The 22942-nt window shown below is 70.8% G+C and carries 17 protein-coding genes; 14 read left to right on the top strand and 3 right to left on the bottom strand.

Translation table 11 applies throughout. The features are described from left to right. Window positions 1-12: 12 nt before the first annotated feature. A complete protein-coding gene (gatB, locus tag OG241_RS39565; RefSeq protein WP_405822511.1) occupies window positions 13-1533 on the top strand; it encodes an Asp-tRNA(Asn)/Glu-tRNA(Gln) amidotransferase subunit GatB in 1521 nt (506 codons plus the stop codon). A gap of 62 nt (window positions 1534-1595) precedes the next feature. Here gatB and OG241_RS39570 read toward each other — a convergent pair whose 3' ends face one another. Continuing rightward, window positions 1596-2408: an SAM-dependent methyltransferase gene (locus OG241_RS39570; RefSeq protein WP_405822513.1), complete on the bottom strand. Its 813-nt coding sequence runs from the start codon at window positions 2406-2408 to the stop codon at window positions 1596-1598. A 193-nt stretch (window positions 2409-2601) separates the two neighbouring features. Here OG241_RS39570 and OG241_RS39575 point away from each other — a divergent pair, with 193 nt between their 5' ends. The 7 genes from OG241_RS39575 to OG241_RS39605 all read left to right on the top strand — a co-directional run bounded on the left by OG241_RS39575 (window position 2602) and on the right by OG241_RS39605 (window position 10509). Beyond that, window positions 2602-2910 (top strand): hypothetical protein, encoded by a 309-nt coding sequence (locus tag OG241_RS39575; RefSeq protein ID WP_405822515.1) that lies wholly within the window; start codon window positions 2602-2604, stop codon window positions 2908-2910. 212 nt (window positions 2911-3122) lie between these two features. Further along, window positions 3123-5405, top strand: coding sequence for an MMPL family transporter (locus OG241_RS39580; protein ID WP_405822517.1), 2283 nt, complete (start codon window positions 3123-3125; stop codon window positions 5403-5405). Beyond that, window positions 5383-5958, top strand: coding sequence for a GNAT family N-acetyltransferase (locus OG241_RS39585; RefSeq protein ID WP_405822518.1), 576 nt, complete (start codon window positions 5383-5385; stop codon window positions 5956-5958). The genes OG241_RS39580 and OG241_RS39585 overlap by 23 nt, the downstream gene beginning before the upstream one ends. A gap of 35 nt (window positions 5959-5993) precedes the next feature. Further along, window positions 5994-6611 carry a hypothetical protein gene (locus tag OG241_RS39590; RefSeq protein WP_405822520.1) on the top strand — a complete coding sequence of 206 codons (618 nt, stop codon included), beginning with the start codon at window positions 5994-5996 and terminating at the stop codon, window positions 6609-6611. A gap of 221 nt (window positions 6612-6832) precedes the next feature. After that, window positions 6833-7018: a hypothetical protein gene (locus tag OG241_RS39595; RefSeq protein WP_405822522.1), complete on the top strand. Its 186-nt coding sequence runs from the start codon at window positions 6833-6835 to the stop codon at window positions 7016-7018. Window positions 7019-7200: 182 nt separating this feature from the next. Next, complete coding sequence (locus tag OG241_RS39600; protein WP_405826688.1) at window positions 7201-10242, top strand: AAA family ATPase; 3042 nt, start codon at window positions 7201-7203, stop codon at window positions 10240-10242. A 45-nt stretch (window positions 10243-10287) separates the two neighbouring features. Further along, window positions 10288-10509, top strand: coding sequence for a DUF6191 domain-containing protein (locus OG241_RS39605; RefSeq protein WP_405826690.1), 222 nt, complete (start codon window positions 10288-10290; stop codon window positions 10507-10509). Here the strand turns inward: OG241_RS39605 and OG241_RS39610 are convergent. After that, on the bottom strand, window positions 10497-11663 hold the full coding sequence (locus OG241_RS39610; protein WP_405822524.1) for a PQQ-dependent sugar dehydrogenase: 1167 nt from the start codon (window positions 11661-11663) through the stop codon (window positions 10497-10499). The two genes, OG241_RS39605 and OG241_RS39610, sit on opposite strands and share 13 nt — an antisense overlap. A gap of 83 nt (window positions 11664-11746) precedes the next feature. Beyond that, the gene (locus OG241_RS39615; protein ID WP_405822525.1) at window positions 11747-12745 is read right to left on the bottom strand and encodes an aldo/keto reductase; all 999 of its coding nucleotides are present in this window, start codon (window positions 12743-12745) and stop codon (window positions 11747-11749) included. A 76-nt stretch (window positions 12746-12821) separates the two neighbouring features. On the opposite strand from OG241_RS39615, the gene OG241_RS39620 reads away from it, so the two are divergent. From OG241_RS39620 to serA, 6 genes are all read left to right on the top strand, one after another. Next, on the top strand, window positions 12822-13772 hold the full coding sequence (locus OG241_RS39620) for a 2-hydroxyacid dehydrogenase (protein WP_405822527.1): 951 nt from the start codon (window positions 12822-12824) through the stop codon (window positions 13770-13772). 402 nt (window positions 13773-14174) lie between these two features. Then, on the top strand, window positions 14175-17162 hold the full coding sequence (locus OG241_RS39625; protein ID WP_405822529.1) for a putative bifunctional diguanylate cyclase/phosphodiesterase: 2988 nt from the start codon (window positions 14175-14177) through the stop codon (window positions 17160-17162). 244 nt (window positions 17163-17406) lie between these two features. Next, window positions 17407-19254, top strand: a complete 1848-nt coding sequence (locus OG241_RS39630) for an acetolactate synthase large subunit (RefSeq protein WP_405822531.1) — start codon at window positions 17407-17409, stop codon at window positions 19252-19254. Between the two features lie 20 nt (window positions 19255-19274). Continuing rightward, entirely contained in the window at window positions 19275-19802 is a 528-nt protein-coding gene (gene ilvN / locus OG241_RS39635) for an acetolactate synthase small subunit (protein ID WP_006383584.1), read from the top strand. Window positions 19803-19933: 131 nt separating this feature from the next. Next, on the top strand, window positions 19934-20932 hold the full coding sequence (ilvC, locus tag OG241_RS39640) for a ketol-acid reductoisomerase (protein ID WP_405822534.1): 999 nt from the start codon (window positions 19934-19936) through the stop codon (window positions 20930-20932). 240 nt (window positions 20933-21172) lie between these two features. Continuing rightward, complete coding sequence (serA, locus tag OG241_RS39645; RefSeq protein WP_405822536.1) at window positions 21173-22762, top strand: phosphoglycerate dehydrogenase; 1590 nt, start codon at window positions 21173-21175, stop codon at window positions 22760-22762. Window positions 22763-22942: the final 180 nt, after the last annotated feature.

A 22942-nucleotide genomic window follows, 5' to 3' on the forward strand; every position in this document is an offset into this window, starting at 1 on the left:
GAAGTTTTCACCGTGACCACCACGACCGACATCGAACTGGTGTCGTACGAGGACGCGTTGGCGTCGTACGACCCTGTCATGGGCCTCGAAGTCCATGTCGAACTCGGCACCAGGACCAAGATGTTCTGTGGCTGTTCGACCGAGCTGGGCGCCGAGCCCAACTCGCAGACCTGCCCCACCTGCCTCGGCATGCCCGGTGCGCTTCCGGTCGTCAACGCGATCGGCATCGAGTCCGCCATCAAGATCGGTCTCGCGCTGCACTGCGAGATCGCCGAGTGGTGCCGCTTCGCCCGGAAGAACTACTTCTATCCGGACATGCCGAAGAACTTCCAGACCTCCCAGTACGACGAGCCGATCGCCTTCAACGGCTACCTCGACGTCCAGCTGGAGGACGGCGAGACCTTCCGCGTGGAGATCGAACGCGCCCACATGGAGGAGGACACCGGCAAGTCGCTGCACGTCGGCGGCGCGACGGGCCGTATCCACGGCGCATCGCACTCGCTCCTCGACTACAACCGCGCCGGTATCCCCCTCATCGAGATCGTCACCAAGCCGATCGAGGGCGCCGGCGAGCGCGCTCCCGAGGTCGCCAAGGCGTACGTCGCCGAGCTGCGCGAACTCATCAAGGCGCTCGGGGTCTCGGAAGCCCGCATGGAGCAGGGGCAGATGCGCTGCGACGTGAACCTGTCGCTGCGTCCGCACGGCCGGGAGAAGTTCGGCACCCGCAGCGAGACCAAGAACGTCAACTCGCTGCGTTCCGTGGAGCGTGCCGCGCGCTTCGAGATCCAGCGCCACGCCGCCGTACTGAACGCGGGCGGGACGATCATCCAGGAGACCCGGCACTTCCACGAGGACACCGGGTCGACGACCTCGGGCCGCGTGAAGGAGGAGGCCGAGGACTACCGGTACTTCCCCGAGCCGGACCTGGTGCCGGTGGCCCCCTCCCGTGAGTGGGTCGAGGAGATCCGCGCCGGGCTGCCCGAACTGCCGCTGGCCCGCCGTAACCGGCTTCTCGCCGAGTGGGGCGTCACGGCGACCGACATGCAGTCGATGCTCAACGCCGGTGCCATCGACCTGATCGTCGCCACCATCGACGCAGGTGCGGACGCGGCCTCCGCCCGCAAGTGGTGGATGGGCGAACTCGCGCGCAGCGCCAACGAGTCGGGCACCTCGCTCGACGCGCTGGCCATCGCGCCCGAGCAGGTCGCCCGGGTCGCCGCGCTGGTCACCTCCGGCGACCTGAACGACAAGCTGGCCCGTCAGGTCATCGAGGGCGTCCTCGCGGGCGAGGGCACCCCGGACGAGGTCGTCGAGAAGCGCGGCCTGAAGGTCGTCTCCGACGACGGCGCGCTCACCACGGCCGTCCAGGACGCCATCGCCGGCAACCCGGGCATCGCCGACAAGATCCGCGGCGGCAAGGTGGCCGCGGTCGGCGCCCTGGTCGGCGCGGTCATGAAGGCGACCCGCGGTCAGGCCGACGCGGCCCGCGTCAAGGAACTGATCCTTGAGCAGCTGGGCGTCAGCGAGGGCTGAGTTCCACAGGCCACAGGGGCGCATCGGGTTTCCGATGCGCCCCTGTGGCGTTCAGCGCTTGATCACGTACGGCGTCCCACGACCCGTACGAAGCCCAGGGACCGGCCCTGGTCGGCGTTCATCAGCTCGACCTGGTCGCGGGCCATGGCCGCCATGAACTCCTCGGTGCTCTCCTCGGCGCAGGCCTCGCTCCACAGCAGCCAGTCGCGCCAGCCGTCCGGCAGCCAGTCGGCGGCCTCCACCGTCACGGCCCCGCTGCGCGTCCACTGGCGCCGCCACCAGTCGGCGGAGTGGAAGGCCCAGAACTGCGGGTCCCAGAACGGCTTCAGGTGCTCCGGCGGCTCCAGGCCGTCCGGCTCCTCGCGCAGCGCCGGCATGACGACACCGATCCGCCCGCCCGGCTTGAGCAGCCGGGTGAGGCTCGGCAGATACAGGTCGTTCGTACCGAAGTACTGGTACGCGTCGATGCTCACGATCGCGTCGAACGACTCGTCGCCGAACGGCAGTTGATGCGCCTCGGCGTACACGGGCAGCACCCGGTCGGCGACGCCCGCCTCGGCGACGCGGCGCGCGTTCTTGCCGGGCTCGATCCACAGGTCGGCGGCGGTGACCTGGACGTCGTACTCCCTGGCGAGGAAGACCGACGTCATGGCCTTGCCGCAGCCCAGGTCGAGCACCCGGGCGCCGGGCGGGAGGGTGTCGAGGCCGAGCGAGGGGGCCAGCCACTCCAGCAGCCACAGGGCGTTCGGGCCCATCTGGTTGTCGATGGTCCAGCGGGCGTCGTACCGGCTGCTGTGCGGGTAGCCGGGGTGGTTCAGCCGGTCAGCGAGCGGGCCGGGAAGGTTGTTCGAGGTCCTTGAGGTGATGTCGGACATCGGTGAACGGGCTCCTTGGGTTCTGCGGTGAAGAAGAACGGAATGCGTCGGAGCTCGGTCGGACCTTCAAACAATGCACCTGCTCGGGGAGGCGGCGAAAAGCCGGGTACGGACAGTCGACGGCCGGACGCTAGCAGTGGTCGTCCGCCGGCCGCATCCGAATTCTCAGCGGGGCGGGGTACGCTCCCGCGCCATGGACGAGAAGGACGAGAGATTCGAGAACGGGGAGGAGTACGAGGACGAGGCAGCCGATGCGCTGGACGCGCGGCGCGCCCGCTGGACGGCGACCGGGACCGGGTCCCTGCTGGCCCTCGTGGGGCTCGCGGCCTCGACGCTCCGCCTCACGGGCTCCGCGCCCGTCCTCGTACCCGGCGCCTACGCCTTCGGCGCCGCCGTCTGTGCGCTCGCGGCGGCACTGGGGGCGCGGGGGCGTACTCGCCGGGCCCTGTGGCTGCTGATAGTCGGCGTGATGGTGATGGCGCTCGGCGATCAGTTCGACTGAGGCGTTCGATCGAGGCGACAGAGTTCATGTGATTGTCCTGTGATGTGACTCGCACTGGAGTGAGTAAGCACATAAATGGCTCAAACGATCACTGGCGCCTGTAACAGTGGTTCGGTATCGCTCTTGCGTTCTTTCGTTTCTTTGCGGGCCGTTCTGTTCGTTCACGACTGCTCCCGGTCAAAGATCCACCCGTCAATCCAGGGAGCACGTCTGTGGCAGTCCTCGCACGCTGGTGTGTCAGGCACCGCCTCGTCGTCCTCCTGATCTGGCTCGCCGCCTTCGCCGGCGTCACCGCCGCCGCTGTCATGGGCTCGGCGTACTCGAACGACTACGAGGCCCCCGGCACCGAGTCCGGCCGCGCCACCCAGCTCCTGGAGAAGGGTTTCCCCGGGCTCGGCGGCGACACCGACACCGTCGTCTGGCACACGGGGTCCGGCACGGTCCGCGCCGCCGACGTCGAGCAGACGATGACCCGCACCCTGGACCGCATCGCGGACCTGCCCGGCGTGGCCTCGGTCGTCAGCCCCTACGAGGGCGGCGGCAGCGGACGGATCAGCGGCGACGGACGTACGGCGTACGCCACCGTCACTTTCGACAGGTTCGCCGAGGACATCGGCGAGGGCGAGGCCCGGGCCGTCGTCGACGCGGCCGAGGCGGCGCGGGCCGACGGGCTCCAGGTGGAGCTGGGCGGCAGTGCCATCGCGCTCACCGAGTCGTCCGGCGGGCACCTCGCCGAAACCGTCGGCGTGATCGTCGCGGCCGTCGTGCTGTTCCTCGCCTTCGGCTCGCTCGCCGCCTCCATGCTGCCCATCGCCACCGCCCTGGTGAGCGTCGGTACCGCGTACGCCGGGATCGTCCTCCTCGGGCACGCGATGACCGTCGCCGACTTCGCACCCATGCTCGGCATGCTCGTCGGGCTCGGTGTGGGCATCGACTACGCCCTGTTCATCGTCACCAGACACCGGCGCGGCCTGAAACGCGGTCTGCCGGTCACCGAGGCCGCCGTCAACGCCGTCACGACCACCGGACGAGCCGTCGTCTTCGCGGGTGCGACCGTTTGCATCGCGCTGCTGGGGATGCTGATCCTGCGCCTCGGCTTCCTCAACGGGGTCGCCGTCGCGGCCTCCCTGACGGTGGTCCTGACCGTCGCCGCCTCCGTGACCCTGCTGCCCGCCCTGCTGTCGTTCATCGGGCCGCGCGCCCTGAGCCGGCGCGAGCGGCGCAGGCTGGCCGAGCACGGGCCCGAGCCGGAGCTGCCCACCGGGTTCGCCGCCCGCTGGTCCGCGTTCGTCGAACGCCACCCCAAGGTGCTCGGCGCCGCCGCCCTGGCCGTCATCGCCCTGCTCGCCCTGCCCACCCTCTCGCTCCACCTCGGCACCTCCGACCAGGGCAACAACCCGAAGGCGACGACCACACGCCAGGCCTACGACCTCCTCGCCGACGGCTTCGGCCCCGGCGTCAACGGCCCGCTCACCCTCGTCACGCCCGTCTCCGACGCCGAGGACAAGCTCGTCCTCGGCAACCTCGCCGGGACCCTCCGGACCACCGAGGGCGTCGCGTCGTCCTCCCCGGTCACCTACAGTGCGGACGGCTCCACCGGGTACCTCACCGTCGTACCGGAGTCCTCCCCGCAGTCCGCGCGGACCAGCGACCTGGTGGAGCGGCTGCGCGCGAAGGTGCTCCCGCGCGCGGAGACCGGCACCGCGCTCGACCTGCAGGTCGGCGGGGTCACGGCGAGCTATGACGACTTCGCGGATGTGATCGTCGGCAAGCTGCCGCTGTTCATCGGTGTCGTGATCGGTCTGGGCTGTCTGCTGCTCCTGCTGGCCTTCCGGTCGATCGGCATCCCGCTCAAGGCCGCCGTGATGAACGTCGCCGCCGTCGCCTCCGCGTTCGGTGTCGTCGTCGCGATCTTCCAGTGGGGCTGGGGGAGCGAACTGCTGGGCCTCGGCAGCGCCGGCCCGATCGAGCCGTTCCTCCCGGTCATCATGGTCTCGGTCCTCTTCGGGCTCTCCATGGACTACCAGGTCTTCCTGGTCAGCCGGATGTACGAGGAGTGGCTGGAGACCGGCGACAACCGGCGCGCCGTCCGGGTCGGCCTCGCCGAGACCAGCCGCGTGATCAACTCGGCGGCGGTCATCATGATCTCCGTCTTCCTCGCGTTCGTACTGAGCGGGGACCGGGTGATCGCCATGTTCGGCATCGCCCTGGCCGCCGCCGTCGCCCTCGACGCCTTCGTCCTGCGTACGCTCCTGGTGCCCGCGCTGATGCATCTGCTCGGCGGCGCCAACTGGTGGCTGCCCCGCTGGCTGGACCGGCGGCTGCCGCGCATCAGCATCGAGCCGCCCGAGTGCCGTGCCGCCGCCGCTCAAATGCCGGGCGTCGAGTCCGCCGCCCGTGCGAGCATGCCGGACGTACTCGACGTGCTCGACGTGGACGTCATGGACGTACTGGTGAAGGAGCGACCGCAGGATGTACGCGATATCCCTGGGTGACGACGGTGCGGAACTGCGGCCCCTGGAGCCCTGGCACGCAGAGGAGTTCCTCGCGCACCTCGACCGGGGGCGGGACTTCATCACCCGGCACATCCCCTTCGGCATGAGGTCGACGGACCTCGACTCCGCGCGGGAGCAACTCCAGCGGTACGCCGACCAGCGCGCCGCCGACACCGGCTCGCTGCACGGGATCTGGCTGGACGGGAAGCTCGTCGGCGGGGTGCTGTTCCTCAACTTCCATGCGGAGCACGGCAACTGCGAGGTCGGCTGCTGGCTGGAACCGGCGGGCACCGGACGCGGACTGATCACGCGCGCGATGCGTGTCCTCATCGACTGGGCGATTGACGTACGTGGCATGCACCGTGTGGAGTGGCACGCGTCGTCCGTCAACGAAGCGAGCATCAACGTGGCGCGACGGCTGGGCATGAGCCGTGAGGCCCTGCTGCGGGAGAACTACCCGCACCGGGGGGTCCGCGCGGACACCGAGATCTGGTCGGTACTCGCGCCCGAGTGGCGTGCCGCACGCGAGCGCGGCGCTCACAGGGATCATTAAGGAACTTCTCAGACGACATCCGTACGGTGCGAGGCATGGGAACCAAGACAGCAGACGAGACCGGCGCCGAGACCGGTACCGAGGCGAAGAGCGACGACGTGAAGAGCGGTAACGAGACGGTGGACATCACCAAGGACGAGCAGCCCACCGAGGCCGCGGCCGACACCGAGGTCGAGGTCCTGGGCGACGCCGACGAGTACGAGGGCGACGACCTCGACGGCCTGGACGACGCGGACATCGCCGCCGAGCGGGCGGAGTCCTCCGGCGTGGGCCAGGGCGCCGCCGCCGTCGTGTCCGCCGTCCTCGGCTTCGTCTCGCTCACCGGCAGCTGGCTGGGCACGGTGGCCGGGGCCCGCGAGACGCTCGTCGGCCAGCTGGGGACCGCGTCCTCGGCGAGCGTCGCCACCCAGATCAAGGAGGTCTACGGCGACGCCTGGCAGACCACCGCGCTGTGGGGCGGCATCTTCGCCCTCGCCGCGCTGCTCGTCGGCGTCGCCGCCCTCGCCCGGCCCGCGTTCGGCGCCCCGGGCAGGCCGCAGGCCGTCTGGATCAAGTCCGTCTCCTGGGCGGGCGTCGCCCTCGGCGTCCTCGGACTGCTCATCGCGGTCCTGAAGTACACCGACGTACTGCTGGGCCTGCCCTCCGCGACCTGACCCGGCGGCGGAATCACCGCAGCTCATGAGGGGCCTTAGGCCGGTCGTAAGTACCTTACGGTCCGCCCGGGGCCCCTCAGCTGTTTCTAAGGCCCCCACCCCCTCGCAAGATGCGGAACTCTCCCGATGTGGCCGACCCCCCTGGGAGACGAAGGTTGAGACATCGCAGAGAGCGAAGACCAACCGATCTCGTCGGAGATCAGAGTCCCGAGGGGCATCACATGTTCGAGTACGAAATCCAGCAGACCCGTTCCGCCCAGCTGCGCCGCGAGGCCTCGGACGAGCGTCTCGCCAGGGAAGCGGTCCGCGCCGCCCGCGCCGCCCGCCGCGAGGCAGCCGGCCGTGCCGCCGAGGGCGAGGTGCACCCCGACGACACACGCCGCCACTGGTTCACCCGGGCCGCGTGAACACGGCGGGACGGGCGGACGGTTCTCCCACGGCGCCGCACCTCCCCGCGCACGCCGCGGCCGTCCGCCCCACGACCCGCAACGGGCCGGTCGCCGCCACGGTGACCGGCCCGTCCGGTACGTCGCCCGCCGCTGCGTTCATCGGCTCGATAACCAGTCCCGCGATGTCAGAGCCCTGTGCGATGCTCTGGCCCGTGGAGACCAGGTCCGTCTGTCCGGTGTTCGTCGGTCGCAGCGCCGAGTTGGAGGTGCTGCACGACGCGCTCGCCCGCGCCGCCTCCGGTGAGCCGCAGGCACTGCTGCTCGGCGGGGAGGCCGGGGTCGGAAAGACGCGGCTGGTCGAGGAGTTCGCCGACGCGGCCGCCGGCCGGGGTGCCGTCGTCGCCCTCGGCGGCTGCGTCGAGATCGGCGCCGACGGACTGCCCTTCGCGCCCTTCTCCACCGCCCTGCGCGCCCTACGGCGTGCCCTGCCCGAGGAGTTGGCCGCCGCCGCTGCCGGGCAGGAGGAGGAACTGGCCCGGCTGCTGCCGGAGTTGGGCGAGGCCGGCGCCGGACGGCACGACGAGGAGGGCATGGCGCGTCTCTTCGAACTCACCGCCCGCCTCCTGGAACGCGTGGCCGCCGACCGCACGGTCGTCGTCGCCCTGGAAGACCTCCACTGGGCCGACGCCTCCACCCGCCACCTCCTCGCGTACCTCTTCCGCACCCTGCGCACCGGCCGCCTCGTCGTCCTCGCCACCTACCGCGCCGACGACGTCCACCGCCGCCACCCGCTGCGCCCCCTGCTCGCCGAACTGGACCGGCTGCGCACGGTCCGCCGGATCGAACTGAGCCGCTTCAACCGCGCCGAGGTGGGCCGCCAGATCGCCGGCATCCTCGCCGCCGAACCCGAACCGGCCCAGGTCGACGAGATCTTCGGGCGCTCCGACGGCAACGCCTTCTTCGTCGAGGAACTCGCCGTCGCCGCCCACGAGGGCTGCCGCACCCGGCTCACGGACACCCTGCGCGACCTCCTCCTCGTCCGCGTCGAAAGCCTGCCCGAGAGCGCCCAGCGGGTCGCCCGGTTCGTCGCCGAGGGCGGCTCCACCGTCGAGTACCGGCTGCTGGCCGCCGTCGCCGGGCTCGCCGAGGACGACCTCATCGAGGCGCTGCGCGCGGCCGTCGGCGCCAACCTCCTGCTCGCCACCCCGGCCGGCGACGGCTACCGCTTCCGCCACTCCCTGGTCCGCGAGGCCGTCGGCGACGACCTGCTCCCCGGCGAACGCTCCCGCCTCAACCGCCGCTACGCCGAGGCCCTGGAGGCCGACCCGACGCTCGTCCCCGCCGACGAACGCGCCATGCGCCTGGCCAGCTACTGGTACCACGCCCACGACCCGGCCAAGGCTCTGCCCGCCGTGCTGGACGCCTCGGTCACCGCCCGCCGCCGGTACGCCTACTCCGAGCAACTACGGCTCCTGGAACGGGCGATGGAGCTGTGGGACGAGGCCCCGGAGAACGTCCGGGCCACGCTCCGCCCCGTCGACTACACCGAGGTCTACCCACCCTGCGGCTGCGACCCGGCCACCACCCCGCTGCACTACCTGGACCTCATGGCCGAGGCCGCCGTCGCGGGCCGGCTGTGCGGGGAACGCGAACGCGCCCTGAAGATCATCAAACGTGCGCTGCACCTCCTGGAGGACGACGGAGACCCCCTGCGCGCCGCCTGGTTCTGGTGCCAGCGCTCCCGGCTGGTCCAGGCCCAGTCCCGCGGCGACGGCTGGAAGGAGCTCGGCACCGCCCAGGAACTCGTACGCGGCCTGCCGCCCTCGGAGGTGCACGCCGAGGTCCTCGCCAACGCCGCCGCCTGGTCGATGCTGCACTGCCCCGGTCCCGAAGCCCTCGCCGCCGCCGAGCAGGCGGTCGAGTACGCCCGGATGGTGGGCGCCGCCGAGATCGAACTGCACGCCCGCCTCACCCACGGCGGCCTCCTGGTCGACGCGGGGGCCACGGAGGCCGGGTTCGCGGAGATGCACGCGGTCAAGGAGAGGTCGGTCGAAGAGAACATCTTCTTCGTCGCCGGACGCGCCTACACCAACCTCCCCCACGGACTCGAAGCGGTCGGCCGCTCCCGGGACTCCGTCCCCCTCCTGGAGGAGGGCCTCGACTACACCCGTAGGTTCGGGCTGCTGGACTCCGAGGCCTGGGTGTGGGGCAACCTCTCCGAGTCGCTGTACTCACTCGGCCGCTGGGACGCCGCCGCCGACGCCGCGACCAACGCGCTGCGGCGCGGCCACAGCACCAAGCCGCAGGGCGCCGGCGCCATCTGCCTGTCCCGGCTCGCCCTCGACCGGGGTGACCTGCCCGAGGCCGCGCGCCAACTGGCCACCGCCCACGAGCACTTCGGCACCCACGACCCCATGCCCCAGCACGAGCTGCTGCTCGCCCTCGTCACCATCGGTGTCGCCGCCGCCGAGGGCCGCATCTCCGACGTCCGCACCGTACTGGGGCATGCCCTGGACGCCGGCTTCCCGCCCGGCACCCACCGCTACGGCTGGCCGCTGCTCCTGGCCGCCGCCACCGCCGAGGCCGACGCCCGCGCCCTGTCCACCGTCGCGCCGGGCCGCCCCGAGACCCTCGCCCGCATCCTCGACACCGCCAAGAAACTCACCACCGGCGCCCCCGTCTGGCTCGCCCACGAGCAGTGGGTCCGCGCCGAACTCCAGCGCGCCGACGGCACGGCCACCCCCGACACCTGGTCCCGGCTCGTCACCGCCTTCGAGGCACTGGACCGCCCCTACGACCTCGCCCGAGTCCGCCACCGCCTCGCCGAGGCACTGCTCACGGACGGCGCCGAACCCGACGACCGGGACCGGGCGACCGAACTGCTCCGCCTGTCCGCCACCGTCGCCGACCACCTGGGCGCCCGCCCCCTCGCCGACGCCGTCGCCCACCTCTCCCGGCGCGCCCGTCTCACCCCGACCGCCACCCGGCCCGGGCCCGAGGCGGACCCGGCCGAGTCCCTGGGCCTCACCAGCCGAGAACGGGACGTCCTGCGTCTGGTCTCCGCCGGCCGCACCAACCGCCAGATCGCCGAGGAACTCTTCATCTCCCCGAAGACGGCGAGCGTCCACGTCTCCAACATCCTGGCCAAGCTGGACGTCTCCGGGCGCGGCGAGGCGGCGGCGGTGGCACACCGGCTGGGGCTGTTCCCGCCGGAGGCGGTCCCGGCCCGGACCGCCGGGTGACGCCGGGAGTTACGCTGCAAGGGACCCAGGACCGTGGGAGGCCCCGTGTTCAACATGTTCGAGGAACTCTTCGCCCCGGGACGCAAACACACCCGCGACGAGCAGAACCGCCTGGAGCTGACCCGCGAGGACGTCGGTGACGGCGACCCCGGACACGGGCCGATAGACCTCACGTCCGGGAAGGTCGTCATACGCCCGCACGAGCAGCCGCAGGTGCCGGACAACCCGGATGAGCCGGAGCGGCCCGACCCTCCTCAGGTCACCTGAAGCTCCAGAATCCGGTCGTCCCCGGCCTCGGGCGATCCCCGCCCGTCCGTCTCGCTCGTCACCAGCCACAGCTTGTCGCCGCCCGCCGACACGACCGTACGGAGCCTGCCGTACTCACCCTTCAGGAAGGCCTGGGGGTCGGCCGCGGCCTCGGTGCCCTTCAGAGGGACGCGCCACAGACGTTGGCCCTTGAGCCCCGCCATCCATATCGAGCCCTCGGCGTAGGCGATGCCGCTGGGGGAGGCGTCGTCGGTGTGCCAGGTGGCGACGGGGTTGTGGAACGCGCCGTCGTCGCTGTCGCCCTCCGCCTCCGGCCAGCCGTAGTTGGCGCCCGGCTCGATCTGGTTCAGCTCGTCCCAGGTGTCCTGGCCGAACTCCGAGGCGAACAGACGCTGCTTCGTGTCCCAGGCCAGACCCTGCACGTTGCGGTGCCCGTACGAGTACACGGGGGAGTCGGGGAAGGGGTTGCCCGGGGCCGGTTCGCCCTCCGGGGTCAGGCGCAGGATCTTGCCGCCCAGCGACGCCTTGTCCTGCGCGAGGCCCGTGTCGCCGCTCTCGCCCGTGCCCGCGTACAGCATCTTGTCCGGGCCGAACGCGATCCGGCCGCCGTTGTGGATATAGCCCTTGGGGATGCCCCGGAAGATCGTGTTCGGGGCGCCCAGCTGCTCGCCGACGGGCTTCTCCTCCTCGTACAGCATGCGCGCGATCCGGTTGTCCGACTCCGTCGTGAAGTACGCGTACACCATGTGGTCCGACGCGAAGGAAGGTGACAGCGCGAGGCCCAGCAGCCCGCCCTCACCGGCCGCGGAGACGCCCGGCACCTCGCCCAGCTCCGTCTTCCTGCCCGTCTCCGTGTCCACCCGCGTGATCGTGCCCTCGTCACGGGAGGAGACCAGCAGATCGCCGTCCGGCAGCGGGGCCAGACCCCACGGGGACTTCAGGCCCTCGGTGACCGTGCGCACCACCTTCACCGAGCCCTTGGCCGGCGGGGCCTCCTCGGTGGCCCGCGCGGAGGGGGAGGAACCCCGACTCGTACGATCCGGCGTCGCGCTGTCCGAGCCACCGCCCGCTCTCTCGTCGGAGGAGCAGCCGGCCGCGAGCAGAAGCGTGGCCGCGGCCAGTACGGCCGTCACAGCTCTACGTTGCACGATCATGGTCCCTTCGATGCGACGGGTTCTCCTTGTCATACACCGCTCGCGCCCCACGAGTTCCCGATCCCCGAACCCCGACTCCGGGATCAGTCCCACGATCCCTGCGCCTTCGGCAGCCCCTCCACCTCCGCCAGGTCCGCCGCCGTCAGCCGCAGCCGCGCCGCCCCGGCGTTCTGCGCCACCCACCGCTCCCGTTTCGCCCCCGGTACGGGCACCACGTGCCGTCCCTGCGCGAGAACCCACGCCAGCGCCACCTGACCCGGCGTGACGTCCGGCCCGATCCGCGCCGCCACCCGGCGCAGACCCGCCACGATCGGCTGGTTCGCGGCTGTCATCTCGGCGGTGAAACGGGGATGGCGGGCGCGGATGTCCTCCGGCTCGAAGCCCTCGCCCGGCACCAGCGTCCCGGTCAGGAAGCCGTTGCCCAGCGGCATCGCCGCCAGGAAGCCGACCCCGCGCGCCGCACACCACGGCAGCAGCGCGTCCAGTGCCTCCCGCGACCACACCGACAGCTCGGCCTGCACCGCGCTGACCGGGAACACCTGCTGCACCCGCTCCAGTTGACGGATCGTCGCGTCGTACGGCCGCGCCTCCGACCGGCGTCCGGGCGGCGCGCCCATCGCCGACAGCCCCAACGCCCGTACCTTTCCCGCCTGTACGAGCTCCGCCAGCGCGCCCCACGTCTCCTCGACGGGCACCTCCGGGTCCGCGCGGTGCAGATGGTAGAGGTCGATGACATCCGTCTGGAGGCGGCGCAGCGAGGCGTCGCACGCTCGTTTCACGTATCCCGGACGGCCGTTGGCCACGATGTGCTGATCACCCACCAGCAGACCGGCCTTCGTCGACACGAAGGCGTCCCCGCGCCGCTCCCGCAACGCCCGTCCCACCAACAGCTCGTTGGTGAACGGGCCGTACATGTCGGCCGTGTCCAGCAGGGTCATGCCCTCGTCCAGGGCCCGGTGCACGGCCCGCACCGACTCCTCGCCACGCCGTTGAGACGCGCTGTACGCCCAGCTCATCGGCATGCACCCGAGGCCGACGGCCCCCACTTCGAGCGCCGCCGCGCCGATCGTCCTGCGCTCCACGTGGTCGTGAACCTCTCTCTCCTTGCACCCCAAACCTAACCTCTGTACGCACAGGGGTTCGCCTACGCTCGTGACCATGACTGCTGACGTGTGGCTTCCCATCCCGCCGGAGGAGATCGAGGGCCTGCCCGAAGGCCCCGACTACCTGTTCTGGAACGGCGATCAGGACTACCCCGGGGACCCGGCCGACTGCGCGTTCTACGTCGTGCCGTACATGAAGTCGGTGGAGGTCTGCGTACGTCCCCTGCCGGAGATGACCCGCGTCCAGGTGCTGCAGACGCTGTCCGCCGGCGTCGACAACGTGCAGCCCGGGCTCGGACAGCTGCGCCCCGGCGTCCAGTTGTGCAACGCGCGCGGTGTGCACGAGGCGAGCACCGGTGAGCTGACCCTCGCGCTGATCCTGGCCTCGCTGCGTGGCATCCCCGACTTCGTGCGGGCGCAGGACAAGGGGGAGTGGCTGGGCGGCTTCCGGCCGGCGCTCGCCGACAAGAGCGCCCTGATCGTCGGCTACGGCGCGATCGGTGCCGCCATCGAGGACCGGCTCGCGCCCTTCGAGCTCACGCGGGTGGCGCGCGTCGCGCGCTCTGAGCGCACCACGGCGCGCGGACCGGTGCATCCGCTCACCGAACTGCCCGCCCTCCTGCCCGAGGCCGACATCGTGATCCTCGCCACCCCCCTCACCGATCAGACAAGAGGGCTGGTGGACGCCGGGTTCCTGGCGCGGATGAAGGACGGCGCGCTGCTCGTGAACGTGGCCCGCGGGCCCGTCGTCGACACCTCGGCGCTGCTCGCCGAGCTGCAGTCCGGGCGCCTCACGGCAGCGCTCGACGTCACCGATCCGGAGCCGCTGCCTCCGGGACACCCCTTGTGGCAGGCGCCCGGCGTGCTCATCAGCCCTCATGTCGGCGGTCCCACATCCGCGTTCCGGCCACGCGCCGAGAGGCTGCTGGTGGCCCAGCTGAGTCGTTTCATGAACCAGGAGCCGCTGCGCAACGTGATCCTTACGACGGGGGCGGTCGACGCGTAGTCCGGTTCGGGCACCCTCCGCATTCCCTCGTATGCGGGGTGTGTCGCTGCCGCCGTCGGCCGTCACGGAGAGTAGAGGAACTATGTCCCTGAGTGACGAGACTGGTGTATCGTCCCGACAGGGGCTGCGCCGCGAACCGTTCGGCGCCGGGGACGGACATTTCAGACTGTGAGGGGGGCGACGGGCGATGCACGGCCAATGGACGAACGATCCGACGCGGCAGGGCCGCCGACGGCGACCCTGGCGCACGGCCGCGTGCAGACGCGGCCACGGCAGCCATCATCAGCACCGCCGGCACAGCGGTCGCCGGAGGCACGCGCACACGGCGCCCCCGGCGGTCGGCACGCACCCGGCACAGTGGGACGCGCGGGACACCGGCGCTCCGCGGAACCGGAGTGTCCGGTGAGTTCCCCCGGGGCACTGCTGGCCCGCCGACCGCTGTCCGGCGAAGGCACGAGCCTGGTCACGCAGCTCGTGCTGGCCCTGGTGTGCGCGGGATACGCCATCGGTTCCGCGCTCGGCTGGGGCTCTCCCCGACTCGCCCTCATCATGGGCGACTTCGGGCTGAGCGCCGCCGCGGCCACCGCGGCCGTGTCCTGTTTCGTCTACGCCCGCCGCCGTATCCGCTTTCGACCCGCCTGGCTGCTGTTCGCCCTGTCGTCCGCCATGGCGTCCCTGGGCAACCTCGTCTGGGGCTGGTACGAGATCGTGCTCGGCCAGGAGGTGCCCAGCCCCAGCCTCGCCGACCTGTTCTTCCTGTGCTTCGCCCCGCCCGCCATCGTGGGACTCCTGGTCCTGGCCAAGCGGCCGGCGACGAAGGCCGGCTGGGTCTGCATGGTTCTCGACGCCTGGCTGATCGGCGGCTCGCTGCTCACCCTGTCGTGGAGCCTGGCCCTCGCCCAGGCGGCGAGGTTCGACGGGCCGAGCGTCGCGCACGCCGCGCTGTCGCTCGCCTATCCGCTGCTCGACATCGCCCTCGTGAGCATGGTGCTCGCGCTGCACTTCCGGCGCTCCACGGTGAACCGCTCCGCCGCGAACACCGCCATCGGCGCGCTCGCCCTGACCGTGGGCTGCGACGCCCTGTTCACCTCGCCCCTGATGCACAGCAACTACCACTCGGGCCAGCTGCTCGACGCGGGCTGGTTCGCGGGCTCGCTGCTCCTGGCGTACGCGCCATGGGTCCGGTCCGGCCCCGGCGGCGGCCCGGGCGACACCAACGGGCACACGCGCGTGGTGCACGAACACCGTCCCGCGCGGCAGCACCCGAGCGGGCCCGGGGGAGCCCGGCCCGTACCCCGTCAGGGCCGGACGGCCGCACCCGGACAGGGGCAACCGCCCGCACCGGGAGGCGATCACAGCCGGTATCCGGCCACCCGGCCCATCACCGGCTCGCTGGCCGCGCTCACGCCGTATCTGGCCGCCGCCGTGTGCACGCTGGGCGTCCTCTACAACGTGCTCAACGGCCGCAGCCCCGACCGCGTGGTGCTCATCACGGCGGGTGGCGTCGTTCTCGCGCTCGTCGTGCGCCAGGGCATCATGCTGCTCGACAACATCACCCTCACCCAGGAACTGGCCCAGAAGGAGAACCACTTCCGCTCCCTGGTGCAGGGCTCCAGCGACGTCATCATGATCGCCGCCCCCAGCGGGATCCTCAGGTACGTCAGCCCGGCCGCCGCCGGGGTCTACGGACGGTCCGCGGAGGATCTCGTCGGCACCGAACTGGCCCATCTCATCCACCCGGAGGACCTGGGCTGCGTGGTGCACGAAGTGCGCCGCTTCCTCGCGGCCAGCCCCGGCGAGGAACCCACCACCCGCATCGAGTGCCGCTTCAAGTCGGGCGACGGGGGCTGGCTGAACGTCGAGTCCACCGTCAACCGGCACCACGGCGGCCTCATCTTCAACAGCCGGGACGTCACCGAACGGGTCCGCCTCCAGGCCCAGTTGCAGCACAACGCCGAGCACGACCCCCTCACCGACCTGCCCAACCGCGCCCTGTTCACCCAGCGCGTGCAGCAGGCCCTGTCCGGCCGCCGCTCCACCGACCGGGGCACGGCTGTCCTCTTCATCGACCTCGACGGCTTCAAGGCCGTCAACGACACCATCGGGCACCAGGCCGGGGACGAACTGCTCGTCCAGGCCGCCCGCAGGCTCCACGACGCGGTCCGCTACGGAGACACCGCCTCCCGCCTCGGCGGGGACGAGTTCGCCGCCCTGATCGTCGGAGACGGCTCCCGGGACCGTGCCGCGCGCGAACGCCAGATAGGGGAACTGGCCAACAGACTGCGGCTCACCCTCTCGCAGCCCTACGACATCGGCGGCAACGATGTCCGGGTCAACGCCTCCATCGGCGTCGCCTTCGCCGAACCCGGCCTCGGCGCAGGCGAGCTGCTGCGCAACGCCGACCTGGCGATGTACCGCGCCAAGGCCTCCGGCAAGGGCCGCGTAGAGCTCTACGCGCCCCAGATGCAGCAGGACGTCGTACGGAAGGCGGAGCTGGCCACGCGCCTGCGTGCCGCCCTGCACGACGGCGAGTTCGCGCTGCTGCACCAGCCCGTCGTCGCGCTGGAGAGCGGCCGGATCACCTCGGTCTCCGCCCAGGCGCGCTGGCGCTCCTCCCAGGGCGTCCTCTTCACACCCGCCGAGTTCCTGCGGGTCACCGAGGACAGCGACAAGACCGCCGAGCTGGACCGCTGGATGCTGGAGGAGGCCGTCGAACAGGCCGCCGAACGCGCCGCGACCGGGCTCGCCGTACCCGTCGCCGTCCGGATGAGCGCCCGGCGGCTCCTCGACCGCTCCCTGCCCATGGGATCGATCGAGACCCTCCTGACCCGCCACGGGCTCCCCACGGGCGCCCTGGAGATCGAGCTGACGGACACCGACCCCCGGGTCTCCCTGGACGAGCTGGAGCGCCGGCTGAACGCCTTCAGGCTGCTCGGCGTACGGATCGCGCTGGACGGCTTCGGCAGCGGCTACGCGCCGATCACAGCGCTGCGCCGGCTCCCGGTCGACGTACTGAAACTCGACCGCGGTCTGGTCGAGGGTGTCGTCGAGTCCGCGCGGCTGCGCAAGATCACCAGCGGGCTGCTCAGAATCGCCACCGACCTCGGGCTCCCGTCCGTGGCCGACGGGGTGGACCTGCCGGAGCAGGTGGTCGCCCTGCGCGCGATGGGCTGCACGCACGGCCAGGGGATGGCCTTCTCCGGGCCGCTGGACGAGTACCGGCTGCGCCGGGCCCTGTCCACCGGCCGCTATCCGGTGCCGCACGGTCCGGCCGAGCCCGCGTTCGCGGGCGGCGGTTCCGGGGTGTACACAAGTACAGGTGTGCCCGCTGTTTTCGGAGGCGGAACAGCCCTCCGTTCACATAATGAGACTCCCGTCCCACCCACTTGACAGTCGGTGTGCGCCGGGGGGAGGGTCGACCCCATGCGCACCCGAATTCTCGTACTTGGAAAGCGCGTCGGCTGACGCTGGTAAAGGTTTCGGACGGACCCGGAACTTCCAGCGACCGCACCCGGCGCGCTCCCCTCGCTTGCCTCACGGCACGAGGGGTTTTTTGTTGCACCGGCACCGGTCGGACAGCAACGCAGACCGCACAAAACTCGCAAAAACCCTCAGCATCGAGAAGAGAATGCCGATGACCGAGCAGGCCACCGGGGCCAGTCACCCGCAGCCGCGGCCCCGTTCCGGAGGACAGCAGTCCGCCCCCGAGTACGTGACGGGTGCGAAGTCCCTCATCCGCTCGCTTGAGGAGGTCGGGGCCGAGACGGTATTCGGCATTCCCGGCGGGACGATCCTTCCCGCCTACGACCCGCTGATGGACTCCACGCGGGTGCGGCACGTGCTCGTCCGGCACGAGCAGGGCGCCGGCCACGCGGCCACCGGCTACGCGCAGGCCACCGGCAAGGTGGGCGTGTGCATGGCCACCTCGGGCCCCGGTGCCACCAACCTGGTCACCCCGATCGCGGACGCGATGATGGACTCCGTGCCGCTGGTCGCGATCACCGGCCAGGTCAACTCCAAGGCGATCGGCACGGACGCCTTCCAGGAGGCGGACATCGTCGGCATCACGATGCCGATCACGAAGCACAGCTTCCTCGTCACCAAGGCGGAGGACATCCCGAAGGCGATCGCCGAGGCGTTCCACATCGCCTCGACCGGCCGGCCGGGACCCGTCCTCGTGGACATCCCGAAGGACATCCTGCAGGCGCAGACGACGTTCTCCTGGCCGCCGCAGCACGACCTGCCCGGCTACCGCCCGGTGACCAAGCCGCACGCCAAGCAGATCCGCGAGGCCGCCAAGCTGATCACCGCCGCCAAGCGGCCGGTGCTGTACGTCGGCGGCGGTGTCCTCAAGGCACACGCCACCGCCGAGCTCAAGGTTCTCGCCGAGCTCACCGGAGCGCCCGTCACCACCACCCTGATGGCGCTCGGCGCATTCCCCGACAGCCACCCGCTGCACGTGGGAATGCCGGGCATGCACGGTGCGGTCACCGCCGTCACCGCGCTGCAGAAGGCCGACCTGATCGTCGCCCTCGGAGCCCGCTTCGACGACCGCGTCACCGGCAAGCTGTCCAGCTTCGCCCCGCACGCCAAGATCGTCCACGCAGACATCGACCCGGCGGAGATCGGCAAGAACCGCGCCGCCGACGTCCCGATCGTCGGAGACGCCCGCGAGGTCATCGCCGACCTGGTCCAGGCCGTGCAGAAGGAGCACAGCGAGGGTCACGTCGGCGACTACACCGCGTGGTGGAAGGACCTCAACCGCTGGCGCGAGACCTACCCGCTGGGCTACGAGCAGCCCGACAACGGCTCGCTCTCCCCGCAGCGGGTCATCGAGCGCATCGGACAGCTCGCCCCCGAGGACACGATCTTCACGGCGGGCGTCGGCCAGCACCAGATGTGGGCCGCGCACTACATCCAGTACGAGAAGCCCGCGACCTGGCTGAACTCCGGCGGCGCCGGAACGATGGGATACGCGGTCCCGGCCGCGATGGGCGCCAAGGCCGGCGCACCGGACCGTACGGTCTGGGCGATCGACGGCGACGGCTGCTTCCAGATGACCAACCAGGAACTCACCACCTGCGCCCTCAACAACATCCCGATCAAGGTCGCCATCATCAACAACGGCGCCCTCGGAATGGTCCGCCAGTGGCAGACCCTGTTCTACAACCAGCGCTACTCCAACACCGTCCTGCACTCCGGCCCGAACGACGTGAATCCGGACGCCAAGGGCACCCGCGTCCCGGACTTCGTCAAGCTGTCCGAGGCGATGGGCTGCTACGCGATCCGCTGCGAGTCCCCGGACGACCTCGACAAGGTCATCGAGGAGGCGAACTCGATCAACGACCGCCCCGTCGTGATCGACTTCATCGTCCACGAGGACGCCATGGTGTGGCCGATGGTCGCCGCCGGCACCTCCAACGACGAGATCCTGGCCGCCCGGGACGTCCGCCCCGACTTCGGCGACAACGAAGACGACTGAGCGAGAGAGACCCCAGAGACATGTCCAAGCACACCCTCTCCGTCCTCGTCGAGAACAAGCCCGGTGTCCTCGCCCGGATCACGGCTCTGTTCTCCCGGCGCGGCTTCAACATCGACTCGCTCGCCGTCGGTGTCACCGAGCACCCCGAGATCTCGCGCATCACCATCGTGGTGAACGTGGTCGACGCGCTGCCCCTCGAACAGGTCACCAAGCAGCTCAACAAGCTCGTCAACGTGCTGAAGATCGTCGAACTGGAATCCGGCTCGGCTGTTCAGCGTGAACTCGTTCTGGTGAAGGTGCGTGCCGACAACGAGACGCGCTCCCAGATCGTCGAGATCGTTCAGCTCTTCCGCGCCAAGACGGTCGACGTCTCCCCGGAGGCCGTGACCATCGAGGCCACCGGCAGCAGCGACAAGCTGTCCGCCATGCTCAAGATGCTGGAGCCGTACGGCATCAAGGAACTGGTGCAGTCCGGCACGATCGCGATCGGGCGCGGCGCGCGCTCGATCACGGACCGGTCCCTGCGGGCCCTCGACCGGTCGGCGTAACCAGCGTCAAGGTCGGCGGATTCGGGCGGTCGGGTGATACCGGCCGCCCGTATACCGAGACCCCCGAACCTCACTTGCGCCCGCCGTCATACGGTGGGGCGCAACACCTGCACTCAAGGAGAGAACCCAAAGTGGCCGAGCTGTTCTACGACGCCGACGCCGACCTGTCCATCATCCAGGGCCGCAAGGTCGCGGTCATCGGTTACGGCAGCCAGGGCCACGCCCACGCGCTGTCGCTCCGTGACTCGGGTGTCGACGTCCGTGTCGGTCTGCACGAGGGCTCCAAGTCGAAGGCGAAGGCCGAGGAGCAGGGCCTGCGCGTGGTGACGCCCGCCGAGGCCGCCGCCGAGGCCGACGTCATCATGATCCTGGTCCCGGACCCGATCCAGGCCCAGGTCTACGAGGAGTCCATCAAGGACAACCTCAGCGAGGGCGACGCGCTGTTCTTCGGCCACGGCCTGAACATCCGCTTCGACTTCATCAAGCCCCCGGCCGGCATCGACGTCTGCATGGTCGCCCCCAAGGGCCCGGGCCACCTCGTGCGCCGCCAGTACGAGGAGGGCCGCGGCGTTCCGTGTATCGCGGCCGTCGAGCAGGACGCGACCGGCAACGCCTTCGCGCTCGCGCTGTCGTACGCCAAGGGCATCGGCGGCACCCGCGCCGGCGTCATCAAGACGACGTTCACCGAGGAGACCGAGACCGACCTGTTCGGTGAGCAGGCCGTTCTCTGCGGTGGTACGGCCGCGCTGGTCAAGGCCGGTTTCGAGACGCTGACCGAGGCCGGCTACCAGCCCGAGATCGCGTACTTCGAGTGCCTGCACGAGCTGAAGCTGATCGTCGACCTCATGTACGAGGGCGGCCTGGAGAAGATGCGCTGGTCGGTCTCCGAGACCGCCGAGTGGGGCGACTACGTCACCGGCCCGCGGATCATCACGGACGCCACCAAGGCCGAGATGAAGAAGGTCCTCACCGAGATCCAGGACGGCACCTTCGCGCGTGAGTGGATGGCCGAGTACCACGGCGGTCTGAAGAAGTACAACGAGTACAAGGCGCAGGACGAGCAGAGCCTCCTGGAGACCACGGGCAAGGAGCTGCGCAAGCTCATGTCCTGGGTGAACGACGAGGCGTGACGCCGCCGGCCGGGCCGTGACGCCGGTTGCCTCGACCGGTGTCACGGCCTGGCTTTCTGCTGGGGGCGCACGTGCGGGTGATCCTTCCGCGCAGGCGCGAGGACGCCCTCGCCGCGCCACTACACTGCCGTACTACCTTCGCGTCAGGCCCACAGCGTCGTGCGTCTTCCACGCGGTAGCACCCTCCACCGCCTGCGGCCGTCGGGACGGCCGTCCGCATAGGACTGAGTGAGGACACACGTGAGCTCGAAACCTGTCGTACTCATCGCCGAAGAGCTGTCGCCCGCGACCGTCGACGCGCTCGGCCCGGACTTCGAGATCCGGCACTGCAACGGAGCGGACCGAGCCGAACTGCTCCCCGCCATCGCCGACGTCGACGCGATCCTGATCCGCTCGGCCACCAAGGTCGACGCCGAGGCGGTCGCCGCCGCCCGCAAACTGAAGGTCGTCGCACGAGCCGGCGTCGGCCTGGACAACGTGGACGTCGCCGCCGCCACCAAGGCCGGCGTGATGGTCGTCAACGCGCCGACCTCGAACATCGTCACCGCCGCCGAGCTGGCCTGCGGTCTGCTGCTGGCCACCGCGCGCCACATCCCGCAGGCCAACTCCGCGCTGAAGAACGGCGAGTGGAAGCGCTCGAAGTACACCGGCGTCGAGCTGGCAGAGAAGACCCTCGGTGTCGTCGGCCTCGGCCGGATCGGCGCGCTGGTCGCCCAGCGCATGTCGGCGTTCGGTATGAAGGTCGTCGCCTACGACCCCTACGTCCAGCCCGCGCGAGCCGCGCAGATGGGCGTGAAGGTCCTCACCCTCGACGAGCTGCTCGAGGTCTCCGACTTCATCACCGTGCACCTGCCCAAGACCCCCGAGACGGTCGGTCTCATCGGTGACGAGGCGCTGCACAAGGTCAAGCCGTCGGTGCGGATCGTGAACGCCGCGCGCGGTGGGATCGTCGACGAGGAGGCGCTGTACTCGGCGCTCAAGGAAGGCCGCGTCGCCGGCGCCGGCCTCGACGTGTACTCGAAGGAGCCCTGCACGGACTCGCCGCTCTTCGAGCTCGACGAGGTCGTCTGCACCCCGCACCTCGGGGCCTCCACGGACGAGGCGCAGGAGAAGGCCGGTGTCTCCGTGGCCCGCTCGGTGCGCCTGGCGCTCGCCGGTGAGCTGGTCCCGGACGCGGTGAACGTCCAGGGCGGCGTCATCGCCGAGGACGTCAAGCCGGGTCTGCCGCTCGCCGAGAAGCTCGGCCGCATCTTCACCGCGCTGGCGGGCGAGGTCGCGGTCCGTCTCGACGTCGAGGTGTACGGCGAGATCACCCAGCACGACGTGAAGGTGCTCGAACTCTCCGCGCTGAAGGGCGTGTTCGAGGACGTCGTCGACGAGACCGTCAGTTACGTCAACGCCCCGCTGTTCGCGCAGGAGCGCGGCGTCGAGGTCCGGCTGACCACCAGCTCGGAGTCGGCCGACCACCGCAACGTCGTCACCGTGCGCGGCACGCTCGGCAGCGGCGAGGAGGTGTCGGTCTCCGGCACCCTGGCCGGCCCCAAGAACCACCAGAAGATCGTCGCGGTCGGCGAGTACGACGTCGACCTCGCGCTCGCCGACCACATGGTCGTGTACCGGTACGCGGACCGGCCCGGCGTCGTCGGTACGGTCGGCCGGATCTTCGGCGAGGCCGGGATCAACATCGCCGGGATGCAGGTCTCCCGGTCGGTGGCGGGCGGGGAGGCGCTGGCCGTCCTGACCGTCGACGACACGGTTGCCCCGGGTGTGCTGGTGGAGGTGGCCGAGGAGATCGGCGCGACGTCTGCTCGATCGGTCAACCTTGTGTAGGTGACCGTCGTCTGGGGGCTGCCGCCCCCAGGCCCCCGCTTCGGCCTGAACGGCCTCGTCCTCAAACTCCCCCAGAGGGGGGACCCCCGGACGGGCTGGGAGGGCCTGGGCGGCGCTCGTAGGTGAACGCCGGGTGGGCTGAGGTTTCTCAGCCCACCCGGCGTTTTCGGTTTCCCTCTC

This window comes from Streptomyces sp. NBC_01390 (genome assembly GCF_045040105.1).
Lineage (GTDB): Bacteria > Actinomycetota > Actinomycetes > Streptomycetales > Streptomycetaceae > Streptomyces.